This window comes from Bacillus cereus G9842 (assembly GCF_000021305.1).
In the GTDB taxonomy this organism is placed as follows: domain Bacteria; phylum Bacillota; class Bacilli; order Bacillales; family Bacillaceae_G; genus Bacillus_A; species Bacillus_A thuringiensis_S.
The window spans coordinates 4,085,655-4,105,273 of sequence record NC_011772.1; the positions used below are offsets into that span (position 1 = coordinate 4,085,655).

Genomic DNA, 19,619 nt, shown 5'->3' on the forward strand with positions numbered 1-19,619 from the left:
CAATGTTTCATCGTATTGAAGAAGCTCTAGAAGATTTAAAACAAGGTAAAGTCGTTATCGTATGTGATGATGAAAACCGAGAAAATGAAGGCGACTTTATTGCTTTAGCAGAGTACATTACACCGGAAACAATTAATTTTATGATTACACATGGTCGTGGTCTCGTTTGTGTACCGATTACGGAAGGATACGCAGAACGTCTACAATTAGAACCAATGGTATCTCATAATACAGATTCACATCATACTGCGTTTACAGTGAGCATTGACCATGTTTCTACAACAACAGGGATTAGCGCTCACGAACGTGCAACTACGATACAAGAATTGTTAAATCCCGCATCAAAAGGCACTGATTTCAATCGACCTGGACATATCTTTCCATTAATTGCGAAAGAAGGCGGTGTCCTGCGTCGTGCAGGTCATACAGAAGCTGCTGTTGATTTAGCAAAGCTATGCGGTGCCGAACCAGCTGGAGTTATTTGCGAGATTATAAATGAGGACGGCACGATGGCACGTGTACCTGATTTAATAGAATGCGCAAAACAATTTGATATAAAAATGATTACAATAGAAGATTTAATTGCTTACCGCCGCCATCATGAAACACTTGTGACGAGAGAGGTGGAAATTACATTACCTACAGATTTCGGTACTTTCCACGCAATTGGCTATTCTAACTCATTAGATACGAAAGAACATATCGCACTTGTAAAAGGTGATATTTCAATAGGTGAACCGGTACTTGTGCGTGTTCATTCTGAATGCTTAACAGGAGATGTATTCGGTTCACATCGCTGCGATTGCGGACCACAACTCCATGCAGCACTTGCTCAAATTGAGCGTGAAGGAAAAGGTGTTCTTCTTTATATGAGACAAGAAGGAAGAGGCATTGGGCTTCTTAATAAGCTTCGTGCTTATAAATTACAAGAAGAAGGATTCGATACTGTAGAAGCAAATGAAAAACTCGGCTTCCCTGCTGATCTTCGTGATTACGGTATCGGTGCACAAATATTAAAAGATTTAGGTTTACAAAGTTTACGATTATTAACGAATAACCCAAGAAAAATTGCTGGCTTACAAGGTTACGATTTAGAAGTAGTCGAGCGTGTACCGTTGCAAATGCCAGCAAAAGAAGAGAATAAATCGTATTTACAAACGAAAGTAAACAAATTAGGACACTTACTAAACTTATAATTAAAGGAGAGATTTATTATGGTATTCGAAGGTCATTTGGTTGGTACAGGATTAAAAGTTGGAGTTGTTGTTGGACGTTTTAATGAATTTATTACAAGTAAGTTACTTGGCGGCGCTTTAGACGGATTAAAGCGTCACGGTGTAGAAGAAAATGATATTGATGTTGCTTGGGTTCCTGGTGCATTTGAAATTCCTTTAATCGCTAAAAAGATGGCTAGTAGCGGAAAGTATGATGCTGTTATTACATTAGGTACTGTAATCCGAGGTGCTACAACTCACTACGATTACGTTTGTAATGAAGTAGCAAAAGGTGTTGCGTCTTTATCACTACAAATGGACATCCCAGTTATTTTCGGCGTATTAACGACAGAAACAATTGAACAAGCGATTGAACGCGCAGGTACGAAAGCTGGTAATAAAGGATATGAATCAGCTGTTGCTGCAATTGAAATGGCTCACTTATCAAAACAATGGGCATAAAAAAAGAGGCTGCGGCCTCTTTTTATTTTTTCACCTTTTTTTGTACATCTTTTATTAATTCATTCATCGTTTTTCCTTCTGTTTTTATATGAAGAGCTTGTGCTGTTCTCCATACATTCTCTCTTTTTTTCGCTTCTTCTATAATAGTAATTTCTTTTCTAACTTCCTTTAAATCTTTTCCTTCCGTTTTCAATCCAAAATGTTCAGCTTTCGTTCGAAAGTGTTGTTCGATTCTTTGTTGCATCTCTTTTTGTTCAGGATTTTCAGCAGCCTTAACTGGATCAGAACTTATTGCTTTTATTAAAATTAAACAAGTCATAATCGCTAATATGTATTTGTACATGTAAAATCCTCCAACCCAATATAAATTACATATTTACTATGTACAACTAGGGCTTGGAAAATTCGTCCACAAAAATTCTTTTTTTCGCTCAAAAACCAATAATACCAAGCGTTCACAACTATTTATTACATTTTATTTACAAAAAAAGCAAACCCTTTTACAAGTTTGCTTTTTCATCTATCTTATAATGCACATTCTTCAATCTCAAATCCTAAATCTGCAATCATACCCCAGTCCGCAGTCGGCTCTTGTCCAGCTGTCGTTAAGTAGTCCCCGACAAAAATAGAATTTGCTGCAAATAAACCGATTGGCTGTACAGAACGTAAATTGATTTCACGTCCTCCTGAAATACGAATTTCTTTTGTTGGGTTTACAAAACGCATCATTGCCAGTACTTTTAAACATTCTACTGGCGTTAACTCTTTTTGCCCTTCAAGAGGTGTCCCCTTTACAGCAACAAGGAAATTACAAGGGATAGAATCTGCATCTATACGTTGTAATTCAAATGCAATTTCAGCACGCTCTTCAATTGTTTCTCCCATGCCAAAAATCGCTCCAGAGCATGGTGAAATACCAGCTTGTTTCGCTTTTTGAACTGTATCAACACGATCATCATACGTATGCGTTGAACAAATACTATCGTAATTATTTGCATGTGTATTTAAGTTGTGGTTATAACGATGCACGCCTGCTTCCGCTAAACGTCCTGCTTGATCTTCATTTAAGAAACCTAAACAACAACAAATCTTCAAGTCTGTCGTTTCACGAATTTCCTTAACTGCTCCAATTACGTGATTTACCTCTTTATCCGTCGGACGACGACCAGACGCTACAATACAATATGTACCTGCTTTACGGCGTATTGCTTCATGTGCCCCTTCTACAATTTTCTCCTGCGTTAACCATGCATATTTATCAATTGGTGCTTCTGAAATAATAGACTGTGAGCAATATCCACAATCTTCAGGACATAATCCAGATTTCGTATTAATAATCATATTCAATTTTACTTTCTTACCAAAGTGATGATGGCGAATAATGTAAGCTGCATTCATAATTTCTAAAACTTCTGTATCATCAGCTTCTAATATCGCTATTGCATCTTCTTTCGTAATCATCTTTTCTTCCACTACGTCGTATGCAAGTTTTTTCCAATCCCTTTTTGTTTGTACTTGTTTCATTTCATCTCTTCCCCTCTTTTGTTATATGCATAAATAAAGCATGATACGTTGCCATTATCCCTTCATTTCCCGTGAAGTCTCTTTCGTATATGCGCAGCATCGCACGAAAGAGTGAGGGACTTTGACAATATGATCCTTCATTGCTATTAGTTGCTCCTACTTTTCGAATAGAATGCAGAAACTCCTTAACTTCTGTAAAACTCTCTATGTAACATGTTTCAGAAACATGCACATCCCCTGTTTCTATCTTACATATATGAAGCAACTGATCTTTTGAATAAAAACGTTGACCAATCGATGTTTCATTTTTTATATTTCTTTCTTCTTTCGCACGTTGGAACGAAGCATGCAATTCTTGAAATGTTTCATGTCCAAACGTTGAAAAGAGTAATATGCCATCTATAGACAAATGTTGAAATAAATTTCTTAACACTTGTTGTAAATTATTTAACCATTGAAATGTAGCATTTGAAATAATGACATCATATGATTCTTCTAATCGTAATCGCTCAATATCTTCACAGTGAAACGTTACATTTTTTACATTTTGTCTAGTTTGCGCAATCGCAATCATACTTTCAGCAAAATCAACTGCTGTAATATGTGCTTTCGGAAATAACTTTGATAATTGTTCTGTTACATACCCCGTCCCGCATCCCAGTTCTAAAATACGTATTGATGCCGTTTCACTATATCGTTCCTTTAAGATTGAAAGTAATGAATGTGCCATCTTTTTTTGTACATTTGCATATCGATCGTAAGATACGGCTGCCCCATTAAACCGTTTTTGTAGTAACGTTTTGTTGATCATGTCGTATCCCCTCTACAAATTGAATTATCTCATTTGCACAATATTCAAAATTCGTTACACATAATGCATGCCCTGCTTCACTTACTACTTTCAGCTCGCTGCTGCTATTCTCCGTCATACTACGTGCCGCAGACAATGGGCATATTACATCCTGTTCTCCGTGAATAAGTAGTATAGGTACTTTAATTTCTTTTAGTTCTTCTCTCATATCTGTTTCTATTAAATAATCTAAACCTAGTTGTAAAGACTGAATAGAATCACCTTTAAAACGGTCTACAATGTCTTCAAAGTTTTTATTCTCTTTTAGCTCATCTTTCGTAAACATATTTTCATAAAACCGCTTGAGCGTATCTTCTTTCCTTCTCGCCAAATTTCTTTTCAGCCGTTCTACATGCAAAGCATTCCATCCGTTACTGTAATCGCTCGTACTTGTAAATTTAGCAGTACCACCAATTAATACGATGCCTTTTGCCTTAATCTTTTTATAAGCTTCAACTGCTGCTAACGCTCCTAGTGACCATCCAACTAAAATTACGTTGTCATTATGCGCTACATCTATAATTCGTTCCGCAAATTCACTTCGTTCTTTCACATTACGCCAATCTATGCATTGAACAGGATATCCTTTAAAATACGGAATTACTAAATCCCAAATATTCTCTTCCATTCCCCATCCGGGAATAAAAATAATCTTTAGCTCGTTCATACGAAAATCTCCTCTTCTTTCGCAATGTGAATAATTCGATCAATAGCCCATTTTAAATCAGCTATTGTATGTTGCGATGTAACTGCAAAGCGAATTCGAGAACTATGAACCGGCACAGTTGGCGGACGAATTGCAATAGCCGCAATCCCTGCCTCTTGCAACCTTTTACTAAACCGTAAAGCATGTTCATTTGAACCGACTACAATCGGTACAATATGAGTTGAACTATTCCCAATATCAAAACCAGCATCCCTTAATTTAGTTCTGAAGTATTCTCCATTTGCTATAAGGTTCTCTCTTCTTTCGTTATCTTCTTTTACAATTTCAATTGCTTTTTGCACCGCTCCTAACGTACTTGGTGGTAAAGCTGTAGTAAAAATAAAGCTTCTCATCATATTTTGTAAATACTCTATATAAATTTCATCACCTGTCAAATACGCACCATAACACCCTAAAGCCTTGCTAAACGTCCCCATATGTATATCAATTTTTTGAGAAAGATTTTTTTCTATGTGAGATAATCCAGCTCCGCCGATTCCATATATTCCACTCGCATGTGCTTCATCGACTATAATGATTGCTCCGTATTTCTCTTTCAGTTGTACTAAATCTCTCAAATACGCAGTATCACCATCCATACTAAAAACGGTATCTGTTACGATTAATTTCCTCTTTTCAGGCGAAGCCATTTTCAAAAGCTTCTCTAAATGATCCAAATCATTATGACGATACCTTTTATGCTCTGCCCCGCTTAATATGATTCCATCAACAATACTTGCGTGATTTAACTTATCACTAAAAACAATATCGTGCCGAGAGGCTAAAGAAGATATGGCACCTATATTTGCCGTATACCCACTATTTACAATTAAAGCTCTTTCAGTACCTTTCCAGTCACATATGCTTCTCTCAACCTCTTCATATAATGGATGATTTCCTACAACGAGACGAGAGGCAGTCGCTCCAGTTCCATATCTTTTTGTACAGGCAATAGCAGCTTCTTTTAACCTTTCATCTCCAGCTAACCCTAAATAATTATTTGACGCTAAATTTAACATCCTTTTTTTATCTCGAATAAGCCAAGTCTCTTCTGCCTGCTCTGTTACATATAAATTTCGATACTGCCCTTGCTTATGTAATTGTTGTAATTTAGATTGAAGGTGCGCCCGCCACGTTTGATTCATTTTGGATAAACTCCTCTAATTTTGAAATCATAATATATTCTTTTGCAGATTCCAATACTTCTTCTTTCGTAAACTCACCTTCAAAGAATGGTAATAATCCTAAAACTGGTACCCCGCTCAACTCTTCAATCATCTCTTTATTTTCTTGCACTCTTTCCATTTCACATTCTTTGCAACCTGATAAAATGACACCCGCTACGGTTAAGCCATGCGCCTTTGCGTAAGCAATCGTTAACACTGTATGATTTACTGTTCCTAATGTAGGACGAGCTACTACAATAAGAGGCAACTGTAATTCTTTTGCAAAATCAATTACTAAAGCATCTTCTGTATATGGGACAGCAAGCCCACCTGCTCCTTCTACAAATAAGCTATTAAACTCTTTTAATAGTTCATTATAGTAATCAGTAATTTCTTTTAACTTTACTACTCTTCCAGCTCTTTTCATGGCAAGTCTCGGAGCAAGTGGTTCTTCAATAGAATAAGGGCAAATTTCATTTTCTTGTGTCGGTACACCTGATAATACTTTTAACCTTGCCGCATCTCCCTCAGGGTTTGATGCAACATGCCCACTTTGCAACGGTTTATATACCCCTACGTTATATCCTAATTCTCTAAATACACCTGCTATAGCACCTGCAACTACTGTTTTTCCAACTTCAGTATCAGTTGCTGTTATGAAAAAACCACTCATTATTCTCCCTCCGTAACATCCGAGATTGCCTTATATAAGATGCGTAACATATCATCAATCTCTTCAAAAGTAGAAGCAAGTGGCGGCATAAATACAATCGTGTTACCTAGCGGTCGTAAAATCATACCTAGCTCTCTTGAGCGTTTACATACTTGAACACCGACTCTTTCTGTCCAGTCAAAAGCTTCTTTCGTTTCCTTATTCTTCACAAGCTCGATACCAACCATTAATCCGCACTGACGAATATCACCTACATGTTTATACGCAAAGAGCTTTTCTAATTGCGCTGCCACATAATCCGTTTTACGTGCCACTTCTTCTATTAAATTTGTTTTTTCATATAGTTCTAGATTCGCGATTGCTACGGCACACCCTAACGGATTGCCTGTATAGCTATGTCCATGGAAAAATGTTTTTTGTTCTTCATATTCTCCTAAGAAGGCATTATATATTTCATCTGTCGTTACGGTAACTGCAATTGGTAAATATCCACCTGTTAAACCTTTACCAGCAGTTAAAATGTCTGGCGTCACATTTTCATGTTCACACGCAAACATTTTCCCTGTACGCCCAAATCCAGTCGCTACCTCATCTGTAATAAATAATACATTGTACTTTGTACATAAATCGCGCAGTCCTTTTAAATATCCTTTTGGCATTGTAATCATTCCACCAGCACCTTGCATTAATGGCTCTACAATGATGGCAGCTACTTCTTCATGCTTTTCTTTCAACAATTCTTCCATTTCTGCTAAATGGCTTTTTACAATTTCCTCCTTATTATTTCCGTAAGGAGAACGATATGTATATGGATACGGCATTTTAATCGCATCAAATAAGAGCGAACTATACACTTGGTGAAACAAGTCTATTGCCCCTACTGAAACAGCTCCAATTGTATCACCGTGATATGCTTCTTTTAATGTAACGAATCTTTGTTTCTTTGGTTTCCCTTTATGCTGCCAATATTGGAAAGCCATCTTAATTGCAATTTCAACAGCGGTAGAACCTGAATCAGAATAGAATACCTTCTTCAATCCATCTGGTACAACCTCAATAATTTTTTCTGCTAATAAAATAGATGGAACGTTAGCAAGTCCTAACATAGTAGAATGAGCAATTTTATTTAATTGCTCACGAATTGCTTCATCTAATTCCGGTACTTGATGTCCGTGAACATTTAACCATATAGATGAAACACCATCCCAATATTCATTACCATTTACATCGTATAGCTTTCTTCCCTCTCCACGTTCAATAATGACAGGATCTTCTTCTAAATAATCTTTCATTTGTGTAAATGGGTGCCATACGTAAGCTTTATTTTTCTCTGCTAATTCTTCATATGTATAAGATGATTTTTCAATCGTTCTACTATTTATTGTCACAACTGTCACTCCTAATGTTAACTTGTTTATAAATATAGTTAACATTAAATCCGAATGACTGTCAATTATTTTAAAATCAAATAGTTCTTAAAAAAGAACAACTTATCATACGATAAGTTGTTCTACTTTCCATGCTGTATCTTTCCAATTTCTAAAATAATTTCTTCATCTTTTTTTCCCTCTGTATCAATTCCAAGTTGTTTAGCGTGCTCAATTAATAAATCATGACGCTTCTCAAACCTAGCGGTATTTACTTCTTTCGTAACCTCTTCTTTTGTTTTCCCCTCAGTAGAAACTCCTAGTTTCTCTGCTGCTTTTTCCATTGATTTCTTCTCTTCTATTTCTTTTACTTTCTTCACTTCTGACTGTTGTATTTGTTTTTGTTTCAACTGCTCTGATTCAGCCGCAAAAGCTGTGTAAATTCCAGCACTTCCGCCAACGACTAGTAAGGTGGTAAAAAGAATTATTTTTTTCTTCACTCTTTCCTCCCCTTTCAAATTCATTATAACGTACAAAATTAGAGCTTTAAAACAATTCTCCTTTATTTCCCTAAAAAAACATTTAATATTTTTATTGACATTTAAGATGAAAATGTGATAAAAATTTAACTAACATCATATGAATCGGCGATGATAGGATTTAGTAGTATTTCGATTTCTGATTTCAGAGAGCTGGTGGTCGGTGCGAACCAGTACAGAGCGAATTATGAATTACCCCCTGGAGCTTCTTTTACGAAACGTGAGGAGTAGTGAAAGACGGTTATAGACCGTTATGTCTAAAGAGTGGTGAAACGACACTGTTTCACAATTTAGGGTGGTACCGCGAATTTTTCGTCCCTGCATATATTGCAGGGGCGTTTTTTATTTTATAAGCGCATATCATATGACCCTTTATTTTGTGATACATTCATTTCACAAGCTAGGGTGGTACCGCGATTTCTTCGTCCCTGCATAATTATATGCAGGGACGTTTTTTTATCCAATCATTTCCGCATCATATAGAAGAACCAACAATTACCGGTAATTTGTCACAAAATTCTAAAATTTAGAAGGAAATATACAATATTGGCGAATTTTATATAAAAAAGAGCTATTTCACATTACTTAGGAGGGGAAAACAATGGTTTCAAAAATTGAGTCTGTTCTTTTAACAATTTTTATCTTTTTCTGTATTGGTTTTAGTGTTATTCAATTAGAAGTTTCACCACACATCCCAATTTTATTTGGTATCGTTCTTTTATTAGCATTTGGATTCCTGAAGAAAATCTCTTGGTCTACTATGGAGAAAGGGATGATTAGTAGTATTTCAGCTGGTATTCCATCTATATTTATTTTCTTACTTGTAGGCGTATTAATTAGCGTTTGGATCGCAGCTGGAACTATTCCGACTTTAATGGTATACGGCTTCCAACTTGTATCTCCAAAAATTTTCGTTCCAACTGTTTTTGTTGTTTGTGCAATTGTTGGAACGAGTATCGGTAGTGCATTTACAACTGCTGCAACTGTAGGACTTGCCTTTATGGGAATGGGTACTGCCCTTGGATACGATCCAGCTCTTATTGCTGGGGCAATTATTTCTGGTGCATTCTTTGGAGATAAAATGTCTCCTTTATCTGATACAACAAACTTAGCGCCTGCTGTAACGGGTGTAGATTTATTTGAACATATTCGTAACATGCTTTGGACAACAGTGCCAGCTTTCATTATTGCTTTTATCGCATTTTTCATTTTAGGAAGCGGATCTGGTGGAAACGTTGATTTCTCAGCATTTATTAACACATTAGAAAAAAATGCAACGATTTCTATCGTTACACTGATTCCTATTTTATTACTGTTCCTATTCGCATTTAAAAAGGTACCCGCAGTTCCAACATTACTTGCAGGAATTGTGGTAGGGATTATTATTCTCTTTATTTTTAAACCTAGCACTTCTTTAGCTGATTTAATAAAAATTATGCAAGACGGTTACGTTTCTAAAACTGGTATCAAAGATATTGATAGCTTATTATCTCGCGGTGGCCTGCAAAGTATGATGATGTCAATTGCTCTTATTTTCCTAGCTCTTTGTATGGGAGGATTATTACAAGGAATGGGTATTATAGCGCAGCTGATGAATATTATCTCTAGCTTCGTAAAAACTAGTACACGCTTAATTATTTCTACTGCTTCAACTGCAATTGGTGTAAACTTCTTACTCGGTGAGCAGTACTTATCCATCGTTTTAACAGGACAAGCATTTGCTAATAAATACGATGAAGTCGGTTTAGAACGTCGTAATTTATCACGAGTATTAGAAGATGCTGGTACAGTAATTAATCCACTCGTACCATGGGGTGTAAGTGGCGTATTCTTAACAAACGTTCTTAGCGTTCCAACATTCGATTACCTGCCATACGCAATCTTCTGTTTAGCGTGTCCAGTCGTAACCATTATCGTCGGCTTTACTGGATTCGGTCTTTCATGGAAAAAAGAAAAAGCAGTACCAGTTTCATAATATAACAAAAAGGATTACCAAATTGGTAATCCTTTTTATATTTCTCTACTATCTATTCGCTTTCTTTTTTCTAAATAACATAAGTAATCCCGCTCCAACAAACGCAAGACCAGCTCCAATTGTAGAAGCAATACTTGCACCTGTTTTCGGTAAATCACGTTCATCTTTTTCAGCTTCTTTATTTTCACTTACAGTTGTTGTTGTTTCTTTTGTATTTTGATCATCTGTTGTAGTTTGTCCAGATCCGGTATTATTTCCATCTTGTTTTGGTTCATTACCATTATTACCTTCTTCTGTTGGTGGTGTTGGGTTTTCTCCATTACCTGTTGGCGGTGTTGTTGGATTTCCTTCACCAGTTTCTTTATCATCATTTTTCTTCGTTATATCAATTGCATATTTCGCAAATTCATTTTCAGATGGTCCAACATATGAAATCTTTCCATCTTTCTTTATATACTTTTGTGCATTTGGTGAAGAATCAAATGTTGTATTTAATTTATCTGCAACAATCGGTTTAAATGTCCAATTTTGATCAGCTGCTGGATCAATATCTTTTATTTTTTGCATATACTTCACAATGATTTGACGTGTTTCATCTTGTGATTGGTATACAACTTCCCCTTTACTTACACCTGGGAACGTTTGGCTACTTCCACGATAGTTATTTGTAGCGACGATGAACTCTTGCTTGTCAGCTACTAGCTTACCTTCATATGTCATATTTACAATACGATTAGCATTTGCATTTACAACTTTTCCATCTTTATCGTATTTCGCCGGTTGTGTTACATCAATTTCGTATTTTAAGCCATCTAAAATATCGAAGTTATATGTAGGATAGCCTATATTTACTAACGGCTGTTCTTCTGTTTTCTTTGGATCAATTTGATTAAACTGACCTGCAGACATTTCAAGCCATTCTTTCACTTGTGCCCCATTTACTTTTACAGCATATAACGTATTTGGATACACGTATAAATCTGCAACGTTTTTAATCGCTAACGTTCCAGCTGGAATATCCGTATAATATGTCGCACCGTTTCGGCCACCTGCTTTAAATGGTGCTCCTGCAGATAAAACTGGAATATCTTTAATCTTTTCGTATTCTGGTTTTTTAAGTTCTTGTTCTACATACCATTTTTGCGCATTTGTCACAATTTGTACGGAAGGATCATCTTGTACTAATGAAAAATAACTATTAATTGGTGCTTTCGTTTCACCTACATGTGTATTTACATATTCGATTGTCTTTTCATGTTCATCTTTAATTTCATTAACTAATTTTTGATCAGATTCTACTAATGGATTACCTTTACTATCAGCAATCGGACGAAGTTGCGGCTTAGACTGATCTTTTTGCACTTCCCATTTTCCGTTTACCTTTTTCAATTGCATATCAATAATACCTAAGTTACTACCAAAAACACCCGGCATTACAACTGGAACACCATTAAATACATCCTTCACTTCAGTATGTGAATGTCCCATTAATACTGCATTTACGCCAGGAACCTCTGTTAAATAATACGACGCGTTTTCCATACCAACGTTGTATCCACTTTTATCAACACCGGAATGAGCTAGTGCAACGATAACATCTGCACCTTCTGCTTTCATTTTTGGTACCATTTTCTTCGCTGTTTCAACTATATCTTTCGCTTTAACTTGTCCTTCTAAATTCGCTTTATCCCAATTCATAATTTGTGGTGGAACAAATCCCATTACACCAATTTTCACTATTTGTTTTTGGCCTGCTTCATCCACTACTTCTTTCTCTAAAATATGATATGGTCTATCAAAGTAATGCTCGTCATTCTCATCATTACCATCATGGTCATCTCTGTAGACATTCGAGTTAATAACCGGAATTTTTGTTTTACTAGTCACTTTCTTTAAATAATCTAAACCGTAGTTAAATTCATGATTCCCAAGAGAGATGACGTCATACTTCATTAAATTCATTACACGATATAATGGGTGTGTATAACTAGGATCCACACGATTCTTCGGATCTTTTATTTTATTCGCTACGTAATCCCCAAGCGGTGTCCCTTGTAATGCATCCCCATCATCAAATAGGACAGAGTTTTTCACTTCTTCACGTGCTTTATTAACGAGTGTTGCCGTTTGTACAAGTCCTACTTTATTATCTGTTTTCGTTTGATAATAATCGTAATTCATTAAGTTAACGTGAATATCTGATGTTTCTAGAATTCGTAAGTTAACTGTACTCTCCCCAGTGTTCTCATCTGCATGAGCTGTTGCTGGCATTACTTGCGGCGCTATAACACCAATCGCAAGAGTTGCTCCAGCTAGCATTTTTTTTGACTTTTTCACAAAAAATCCCCCTTATACAATTACCAAAAATAATGAAATGAATCCCTATCTGTCTCTAACCACATACCTTTTTTCTTCTATTAGAGACACAATTTTCATTTCACCCTGCGCTAACGAGTAGTCCCCTTAAACGCCCGATTGATGAAGACCATTAATTAATCGGAAATAAAGCTCCCACTCATTAAAGTTTCACCTTATCTGACATTATCATATATAAAGTTCTTTCCTATCGTCAATATTTTTTGACAAACTTCAACAAATTTTCTGTAAAGTTATTATAAACTTTTCATAAACATATAATATGCCCTTACATTGCTAATACTGCTGAATATGATACAATTACCAATTACAAGGAGGATGAATTTATGAAAAAAGTCATCTTAACAATTGTTTGTCTCCTCCTTCTGATCATTTCTTATTCTTATTTTGAAAAGAACGACGAGACAAAACAAAATGAATCTGAAGAAAAAACAGAAAAAACATCTGCCTCAAATTGGATTGATAAGCAAACAAATGAATCTTTTTATCATCTTGTATTAGGTGATTCACTCGCTAAAGGATATGGATCGACACAAGGTGGATTTGCTGAATTAGCTTCTAAGCAAATAGAAGCACAAATTCATAAACCAATTACAGTAGAAAACCTTGGGGTAAACGGTCTTACAACAGATCGTCTCGCTAAAAAAGTTCAATCAGAAGATGTAAAGGAAAAAATTAGAGCAGCAAATATCATTACAATTAATATTGGGGGAAATAATTTATTTCGCTTAAATCGTGATGTCGGTGTTATAGACAGTATTAAAATGTTAAATAAAGAAAAAGCTCATTTTGAAGCGGATGTAAAAAATATTGTAAAGACAGTCCGAGATCAAAATCCGGATGCTTTACTCATTCTTTCTGAACTCTATAACCCGTTACAACTCGATGACTCCATCGCAAGTTATGCAGATATGTTTTTAGACGGCTGGAATGAATCCGTTTATTCCATTGCAAAAGTGAATCAACCATCTATCGTTTTGCCAATTCGTAAATTAATATCGAATGATAAAAAAGAATTGCTCTTTGACCAAGTACACCCAAATGATAAAGGCTATACGATTATTGCCGATTCATTTACAAAAAAAGTATTGGCCTACAAATATTAAAATTCCCATGAAACAATTCTATTTTTATAACATGTCTTTTTTGTTACAATGATAGTGGAAGGGGGCCTTTATATGGAATCACGCGAGTGGGAACGTATTGTTGATCATCTTCTTTCGCTAGTGCCTCTTTTTTATCGCAAATTTATGCTTCCTGGAGAATTTTCTTCTCAAAGACATATGCCGCCATCACATACACAAGTATTACTGCTTTTGCATGAAAACGGCACATTAGCAGTTTCCGAAATCGGCAAGCGGCTAGCGATTTCACGGCCTAACATGACACCTCTATTAAACAAACTTATTCAAGAAGAACTAATAGAGCGTCATTATAGCGAAAAAGATCGACGGGTCATTTTAATTTCCCTAACAGCTGAAGGGAAATTATTAGTAAATCAGTATCAGCAATTCATTTTAGACAAACTAAAAGAAAATTTCCAAACATTATCTGAGGAAGAGCGCGAAAAGCTCATTCATTCTCTTCAAACCATTCAAAATTTAATTTTGAAAACAAACGTATAAAGCTGCTTCTAAATAGAAGCAGCTTTATGATTCGTAATAGTTACCATAGTATACATTGGAATATGGCCATGTTGTTAAATATGGTTTTTTTTCCTGTGTAGGCTGTTGTTGTGGTATTTGTGGTATTTGTGGTATTTGTGGTATTTGTGATAATTGCTGTAATTGTTGTTGCCGATATAATTCGTATTGTCTACTCGTATCATAAACCGGATAATAATTTACATATGGATATACTTGAGGTACGTAATAATAATACATTATCCTCTCCTCCTTTTTCTTAAACATATTCAAAGGAGAAAATGAATGTGACATTGTTTATAATTGTACAAGTGGTTCTCTCACTCGTTTCTTCCTTTTCTTCAAGCGTAACTTACGGTTCTTTTCGTATAAATAATGCACAACGAAATACGAAATGAGACCAAACACAACTCCTAAAATCGTCATTCCAATTAATACATACACTTCACTTTGTAATAAGCTCTTTAATATCGTAAAAATGTGACTTGAAAACAAGTCCGATATCGTAAATGGTTCATGATGAATTTTCTGTACATGGAATGGATAAATCATTTTTCCTAGCGTATACGCAAGCGGAAATAAAAATACTGGGAGAAACGATATTTTCCCAATAATATTGCCAATAACTGCCGCAGGAAAAGATCCCTTTGCTAACCTGACGATTGGATAAAATATTACATATACGAGCGATGCCGTATAAATGACTAACATTTCTAAGCCGAATCCTATAGCAAACCCTAACGATACTTTCTTTGCGCCTTCTGGCGATCGAAGCAACTTATAATATTGAAACTTTAATATTCTCCACATCCGCTGAAAAAACGAATATGTTTTCTTAGTTGTTTTCACCCTCATCATCTCTTTAACTATATTTTTATATGTAGTATGTCCTTACACACTCTGAAAAACAAATTTAGTTTTCTCTTTTATTATAAATGATATCGAAATGGTTAACCAAATATACATCCGACATTTTAATATAAAAAAACCTCCCTTTTAGGAAGGCTCTTCTACATTTTTAAATAAACTCACTAATAACGCTTTTTGAGCATGCAATCGATTACCAGCTTGCTCGAAGACGATAGACTGTGGTCCATCTATAATTTCTCCTGTTACTTCTTCTTCACGATGGGCAGGTAAACAGTGTAAGAAACGATATGTTTGTTTCGCATGCTTAACAAGTTCGTTATTGATTTGGTAAGGTTGAAATAAAGAATATTTCTCTTCTTCGCCCTCTTGCCCCATGCTCATCCAAACGTCAGTATAAATGAAATCTGCTTCATTCACCGCTAATTCAGGATCATGCAAAACTTCAATTTCAGCTCCTGTTTCCTTGGCAATCGCTAACGCTTTTTTTACAATCTCTTCATTCGGTTCATATCCTACAGGCGTTGCAACAGTCATATGCATTCCGACTTTTGCACTCGCTAGCAACAATGAATGACATACATTATTTCCGTCACCTACGTAAGCCAATTTTATTCCTTTAAATGTATTTGTTTCTTCATATATTGTCATTAGGTCTGCCAATGCTTGACAAGGATGATGATCATCCGTTAAACCGTTAATAACAGGAATACTAGATTCTTTTGCAAGCTCTTCTACATCCGCGTGTGAGAATGTACGTATCATGATCCCGTCAATATACTGCGATAATACTTTCGCAGTATCTGAAACGGTTTCTCCTCTTCCCATTTGCATCTCTTTCCCACTTAAAAACATACCATGTCCCCCGAGTTGTACCATTCCCGCTTCAAAAGATACACGAGTACGAGTTGAATGCTTATCAAAAATAAGCCCTAATATTTTGCCTTGTAATAAAGGCTCTTGCTTATTCTTTTTTAAATATATAGCGAACTCAATTAAAGAAATAATTTCTTCTTTCGTTAATTCTTCTAGTGTTAAAAGATCTTTCGTATTTAATTTCGGTACTTGTACAGTTGACATGAAACTTCCCCCTTATATGATTGATACGTTTTTTGTACAAACTACTTTTTTTATTATATATACTGCCTGTTCTAACTCTTCATTCGTGACAATGAGTGGCGGTAATAGTCTTATAACATTAGGGCCTGCTTGTAATACGAGAAGTCCTTCGTTTTCTAGTTGTTCTATAAAACTTGCAACTTCATGCTTACACTCAATCCCAATCATAAGCCCCTTACCACGTATATTTTGAATACATTCGACATGCTGTAATTCCTCTTGCAACTTCTCTAATACATACTCGCCTTTTTCTTGTACTTCTTTTAAAAACAATGGTCTTTTACTTACTTGCAATACTTCTTTCGCTGCAGCCATCGCGATGTAATTCCCGCCAAAAGTTGAACCGTGTGATCCTGCAGTAAACGACGTTCCGAGCTCTTTCCGGCCAATCATTGCTCCGACAGGAATCCCATTCCCAAGTGCTTTTGCAACGGTAACGATATCAGGCTCTATTCGCACTTGTTCATAAGCGAATAGTGTTCCAGTTCTTCCTATCCCCGTTTGTACTTCGTCTATAATAAATAAGGAACCGAACTTATTACATAATGTTTCAATCTCTTTCAAAAAAGATAAATCAGCAGGTATTACTCCTCCCTCTCCTTGAACTACTTCTACCATTACCGCCGCAACTTCTTCATTCATTACTTCCTCTAATGCTTTAATATCGTTAAAAGGGATATGTAAAAAAGATGGAAGTAATGGACCAAATCCTTCTTTTACCTTATCTTGGCCTGTTGCACTCATCGTTCCAAATGTTCTACCGTGAAAAGACTGCTGGCATGTTACGACGAGAGATTTTCCAGTATGCTTACGTGCTAACTTTAAAGCCGCTTCATTTGCCTCTGCCCCACTATTACAGAAAAACACATAATCTAATGCTCTATTTTCTGTTAATAATGACGCAACTTCTTCTTGTAAGCTGTTTGTAAACAGGTTAGATATATGCCATATATCATCAAGTTGCTCTTGTACACCTTTGAGAACAGTAGGGTGACAATGTCCTAAATTACATACGCCAATTCCTGATGTAAAATCTAAATATTGCTTACCTTTATTATCAATAACTTTCGTTCCAGTTCCCTTTACAAACTCAATAGTTCTTCTGCCATACGTTTGAAAAAGATGACTCGTCATGCAATACTCACACCTTTCGTTACCGTCGTTCCAATACACTCTCCCGTAACCTCAGTAAAATCTTTTGTACCATTCACAATACTTATCTTTTGCACTCCCATTTTTAATGATGCTAGTGCCGCCTGTACTTTCGGAATCATCCCACCTGTAATAACACCTGTTTCTATAAAAGTTGCAATTTCAGATTCATCCGTTTCCTTTACCAAATTCCCTTCATGTAATATTCCATCTACATCCGTAATAAAAATCAGCTCTTTTGCCCCTAACGCGGCCGCAATCCCAGCTGCAGCATTGTCCGCATTTATGTTATAAATTTCATTACCATTTACCCCGATTGGAGCAATAACAGGAATATATCCCATATTTATTAATCCTTTTAATAAGGCTGTTTCTACATAACTTACTTCTCCCACATATCCTATCTCCTCGCTGACAGGTTGAACTTGAAGTAAATTACCGTCACACCCTGAACAACCTACAGCAAGTAAATTATGCTTTTGTAAATTCATTACGAGTTTTTTATTCGTACTTCCGCATAGCACCATTTGAACAACATCCATAACTTCTTTTGGTGTTACGCGTAATCCATCTCTTTTTTCTACGTTGATGTTACAATCTTTTAATTTGGCATCAATTTCTGGCCCACCACCATGAATAATCACCACTTTATACTTCTGTTGCAATTTCTTTATACAATCAAAAAACACAGCATTTAATTGATTCAACATACTACCGCCGCATTTCACTACAATATAATCGCTCATCTTCTCTCTCCTTATGTACGATAACAAGCATTTATTTTCACATATTCATAGCTTAAGTCACAGCCCCAAGCTGATCCTGTCTCTTCACCTAAGTGTAAGTACACATTAATGACTATTTCATCTTCTTGTAATCTCTCTTTCATTTCTTCTTCAGAAAATATTTGAGGCTCACTATTTTTTAATACCGATATAGATTGAAGAGTAATGTCAATTGTGTTCGGATGAATAGCTACTTCACTTTGTCCAATACTGCTAATAATTCGCCCCCAGTTTGGGTCTTCACCATGTATTGCTGTTTTCACAAGACTCGAACCGACTATTTGCTTTGCAATTTTTTTTGCCTCTTCATTCGTTTGAGCTCCTAGCACATTTACTTCTATTAACTTCGTAGCTCCTTCACCATCTTGCGCAATTTTTTTCGCTAAATCTTCACATACTTGCTGTAAAGCACATACGAAAGTTTCCCAATCTGTATGTTCCATATTTATCGGCCTTGTTTCTGATAATCCACTTGCCATAACGATGACCATATCATTCGTAGAAGTATCTCCATCTACCGTAATTTGATTAAATGTATGATTCGTAATTTCGGATAACGCTGTTTGCAATACGTCATGCTCTATATGAGCATCTGTCGTAATAAAACTAAGCATCGTTGCCATATTCGGATGAATCATCCCTGAACCTTTTGCAACACCCGCAATCGCCACTTTCTTCCCATCAATAATCATTTCATAGCAAGTTTCTTTCATTATAAGATCCGTCGTTAAAATTGCTTCAGAAAAACAATATGCTTCACTTTCTTCCTTCGTCGGTATAAGAGTTGCAACTCCCTTTCGGATTATATCCATCGGCAGTGGAACACCAATTACACCTGTTGAAGCTACTGCAACGTAATTTTCTTTCATCCCAAAATGTTCCGCCCCTAATGCGCGCATCTCGTATGCGTCTTGTAATCCTTTCATTCCAGTACAAGCATTTGCATTTCCACTATTAACGATAATTGCTTGTAACTTCCCTTCTGCCGTTATACTATCCTTCGTTACTTGTAAAGGAGCTGCTTGTATTTGATTCGTTGTATACACAGCGGCACATGATGCTGGTACATCACAAACGATGGCACCTAAATCCTTTTTCTCCTTTTTTAAACCATTTGCAGTACCAATTGCCGAAAAGCCTTTCGGCGTTACAATTGAACCATTTTCTAATTTTGTAATAGACGCTACTTTAATCATCATGT

Annotated in this window: 20 protein-coding genes and 1 other annotated feature; of the genes, 5 read left to right on the forward strand and 15 right to left on the reverse strand. The window is 36.0% G+C overall.

All coding sequences use genetic code 11. From position 1 onward, the window contains the following. The first annotated feature begins 2 nt into the window (after window positions 1-2). Together ribBA and ribH are read left to right on the forward strand one after the other, a co-directional pair. Window positions 3-1,196 (forward strand): bifunctional 3,4-dihydroxy-2-butanone 4-phosphate synthase/GTP cyclohydrolase II, encoded by a 1,194-nt coding sequence (ribBA, locus tag BCG9842_RS20490; RefSeq protein ID WP_000469006.1) that lies wholly within the window; start codon window positions 3-5, stop codon window positions 1,194-1,196. An 18-nt stretch (window positions 1,197-1,214) separates the two neighbouring features. Further along, entirely contained in the window at window positions 1,215-1,676 is a 462-nt protein-coding gene (gene ribH / locus BCG9842_RS20495; RefSeq protein ID WP_000230895.1) for a 6,7-dimethyl-8-ribityllumazine synthase, read from the forward strand. A gap of 22 nt (window positions 1,677-1,698) precedes the next feature. Here the strand turns inward: ribH and BCG9842_RS20500 are convergent, their stop codons facing one another. The 8 genes from BCG9842_RS20500 to BCG9842_RS20535 form a co-directional block, all read right to left on the reverse strand. Continuing rightward, entirely contained in the window at window positions 1,699-2,019 is a 321-nt protein-coding gene (locus BCG9842_RS20500; RefSeq protein WP_000280032.1) for a hypothetical protein, read from the reverse strand. 182 nt (window positions 2,020-2,201) lie between these two features. Further along, the gene (gene bioB / locus BCG9842_RS20505; protein ID WP_000815856.1) at window positions 2,202-3,200 is read right to left on the reverse strand and encodes a biotin synthase; all 999 of its coding nucleotides are present in this window, start codon (window positions 3,198-3,200) and stop codon (window positions 2,202-2,204) included. 1 nt (window position 3,201) lies between these two features. Next, window positions 3,202-4,011, reverse strand: coding sequence for a malonyl-ACP O-methyltransferase BioC (gene bioC / locus BCG9842_RS20510; protein WP_000608912.1), 810 nt, complete (start codon window positions 4,009-4,011; stop codon window positions 3,202-3,204). Next, the gene (locus BCG9842_RS20515) at window positions 3,977-4,717 is read right to left on the reverse strand and encodes an alpha/beta fold hydrolase (RefSeq protein WP_001004158.1); all 741 of its coding nucleotides are present in this window, start codon (window positions 4,715-4,717) and stop codon (window positions 3,977-3,979) included. The genes bioC and BCG9842_RS20515 overlap by 35 nt, the downstream gene beginning before the upstream one ends. Then, window positions 4,714-5,901 carry an 8-amino-7-oxononanoate synthase gene (gene bioF, locus BCG9842_RS20520; protein WP_001077300.1) on the reverse strand — a complete coding sequence of 396 codons (1,188 nt, stop codon included), beginning with the start codon at window positions 5,899-5,901 and terminating at the stop codon, window positions 4,714-4,716. The genes BCG9842_RS20515 and bioF overlap by 4 nt, the downstream gene beginning before the upstream one ends. Continuing rightward, window positions 5,867-6,595, reverse strand: a complete 729-nt coding sequence (gene bioD / locus BCG9842_RS20525; protein ID WP_000012478.1) for a dethiobiotin synthase — start codon at window positions 6,593-6,595, stop codon at window positions 5,867-5,869. Before bioD ends, bioF begins: the two co-directional genes overlap by 35 nt. After that, window positions 6,595-8,028 carry an adenosylmethionine--8-amino-7-oxononanoate transaminase gene (bioA, locus tag BCG9842_RS20530; protein WP_003255568.1) on the reverse strand — a complete coding sequence of 478 codons (1,434 nt, stop codon included), beginning with the start codon at window positions 8,026-8,028 and terminating at the stop codon, window positions 6,595-6,597. The genes bioD and bioA overlap by 1 nt, the downstream gene beginning before the upstream one ends. Window positions 8,029-8,105: 77 nt before the next feature. Then, a complete protein-coding gene (locus tag BCG9842_RS20535; RefSeq protein WP_000726908.1) occupies window positions 8,106-8,462 on the reverse strand; it encodes a hypothetical protein in 357 nt (118 codons plus the stop codon). A gap of 141 nt (window positions 8,463-8,603) precedes the next feature. Further along, window positions 8,604-8,824, forward strand: a binding site (T-box leader). Window positions 8,825-9,102: 278 nt separating this feature from the next. On the opposite strand from BCG9842_RS20535, the gene nhaC reads away from it, so the two are divergent. Continuing rightward, window positions 9,103-10,476: a Na+/H+ antiporter NhaC gene (gene nhaC, locus BCG9842_RS20540; protein WP_000253730.1), complete on the forward strand. Its 1,374-nt coding sequence runs from the start codon at window positions 9,103-9,105 to the stop codon at window positions 10,474-10,476. A gap of 48 nt (window positions 10,477-10,524) precedes the next feature. On the opposite strand, the gene cpdB is transcribed toward nhaC, so the two are convergent. After that, complete coding sequence (gene cpdB / locus BCG9842_RS20545; RefSeq protein WP_000748644.1) at window positions 10,525-12,813, reverse strand: bifunctional 2',3'-cyclic-nucleotide 2'-phosphodiesterase/3'-nucleotidase; 2,289 nt, start codon at window positions 12,811-12,813, stop codon at window positions 10,525-10,527. Window positions 12,814-13,178: 365 nt separating this feature from the next. On the opposite strand from cpdB, the gene BCG9842_RS20550 reads away from it, so the two are divergent. Then, window positions 13,179-13,958, forward strand: a complete 780-nt coding sequence (locus tag BCG9842_RS20550) for a GDSL-type esterase/lipase family protein (RefSeq protein ID WP_000755854.1) — start codon at window positions 13,179-13,181, stop codon at window positions 13,956-13,958. A 72-nt stretch (window positions 13,959-14,030) separates the two neighbouring features. Beyond that, window positions 14,031-14,477: a MarR family winged helix-turn-helix transcriptional regulator gene (locus BCG9842_RS20555; RefSeq protein WP_000445819.1), complete on the forward strand. Its 447-nt coding sequence runs from the start codon at window positions 14,031-14,033 to the stop codon at window positions 14,475-14,477. 24 nt (window positions 14,478-14,501) lie between these two features. Here BCG9842_RS20555 and BCG9842_RS20560 read toward each other — a convergent pair whose 3' ends face one another. From BCG9842_RS20560 to argJ, 6 genes are all read right to left on the reverse strand, one after another. Continuing rightward, window positions 14,502-14,735: a hypothetical protein gene (locus BCG9842_RS20560; protein WP_000291954.1), complete on the reverse strand. Its 234-nt coding sequence runs from the start codon at window positions 14,733-14,735 to the stop codon at window positions 14,502-14,504. 57 nt (window positions 14,736-14,792) lie between these two features. Continuing rightward, window positions 14,793-15,353 carry a DUF2062 domain-containing protein gene (locus BCG9842_RS20565; RefSeq protein WP_003309896.1) on the reverse strand — a complete coding sequence of 187 codons (561 nt, stop codon included), beginning with the start codon at window positions 15,351-15,353 and terminating at the stop codon, window positions 14,793-14,795. A 138-nt stretch (window positions 15,354-15,491) separates the two neighbouring features. Continuing rightward, complete coding sequence (gene argF / locus BCG9842_RS20570; RefSeq protein ID WP_000108861.1) at window positions 15,492-16,442, reverse strand: ornithine carbamoyltransferase; 951 nt, start codon at window positions 16,440-16,442, stop codon at window positions 15,492-15,494. A gap of 12 nt (window positions 16,443-16,454) precedes the next feature. After that, window positions 16,455-17,615, reverse strand: a complete 1,161-nt coding sequence (locus tag BCG9842_RS20575; protein ID WP_000200545.1) for an acetylornithine transaminase — start codon at window positions 17,613-17,615, stop codon at window positions 16,455-16,457. Next, on the reverse strand, window positions 17,612-18,379 hold the full coding sequence (gene argB / locus BCG9842_RS20580; protein WP_001286790.1) for an acetylglutamate kinase: 768 nt from the start codon (window positions 18,377-18,379) through the stop codon (window positions 17,612-17,614). Before argB ends, BCG9842_RS20575 begins: the two co-directional genes overlap by 4 nt. An 11-nt stretch (window positions 18,380-18,390) precedes the next feature. Beyond that, window positions 18,391-19,614 (reverse strand): bifunctional glutamate N-acetyltransferase/amino-acid acetyltransferase ArgJ, encoded by a 1,224-nt coding sequence (argJ, locus tag BCG9842_RS20585; RefSeq protein ID WP_000598383.1) that lies wholly within the window; start codon window positions 19,612-19,614, stop codon window positions 18,391-18,393. Window positions 19,615-19,619 lie beyond the last annotated feature (5 nt).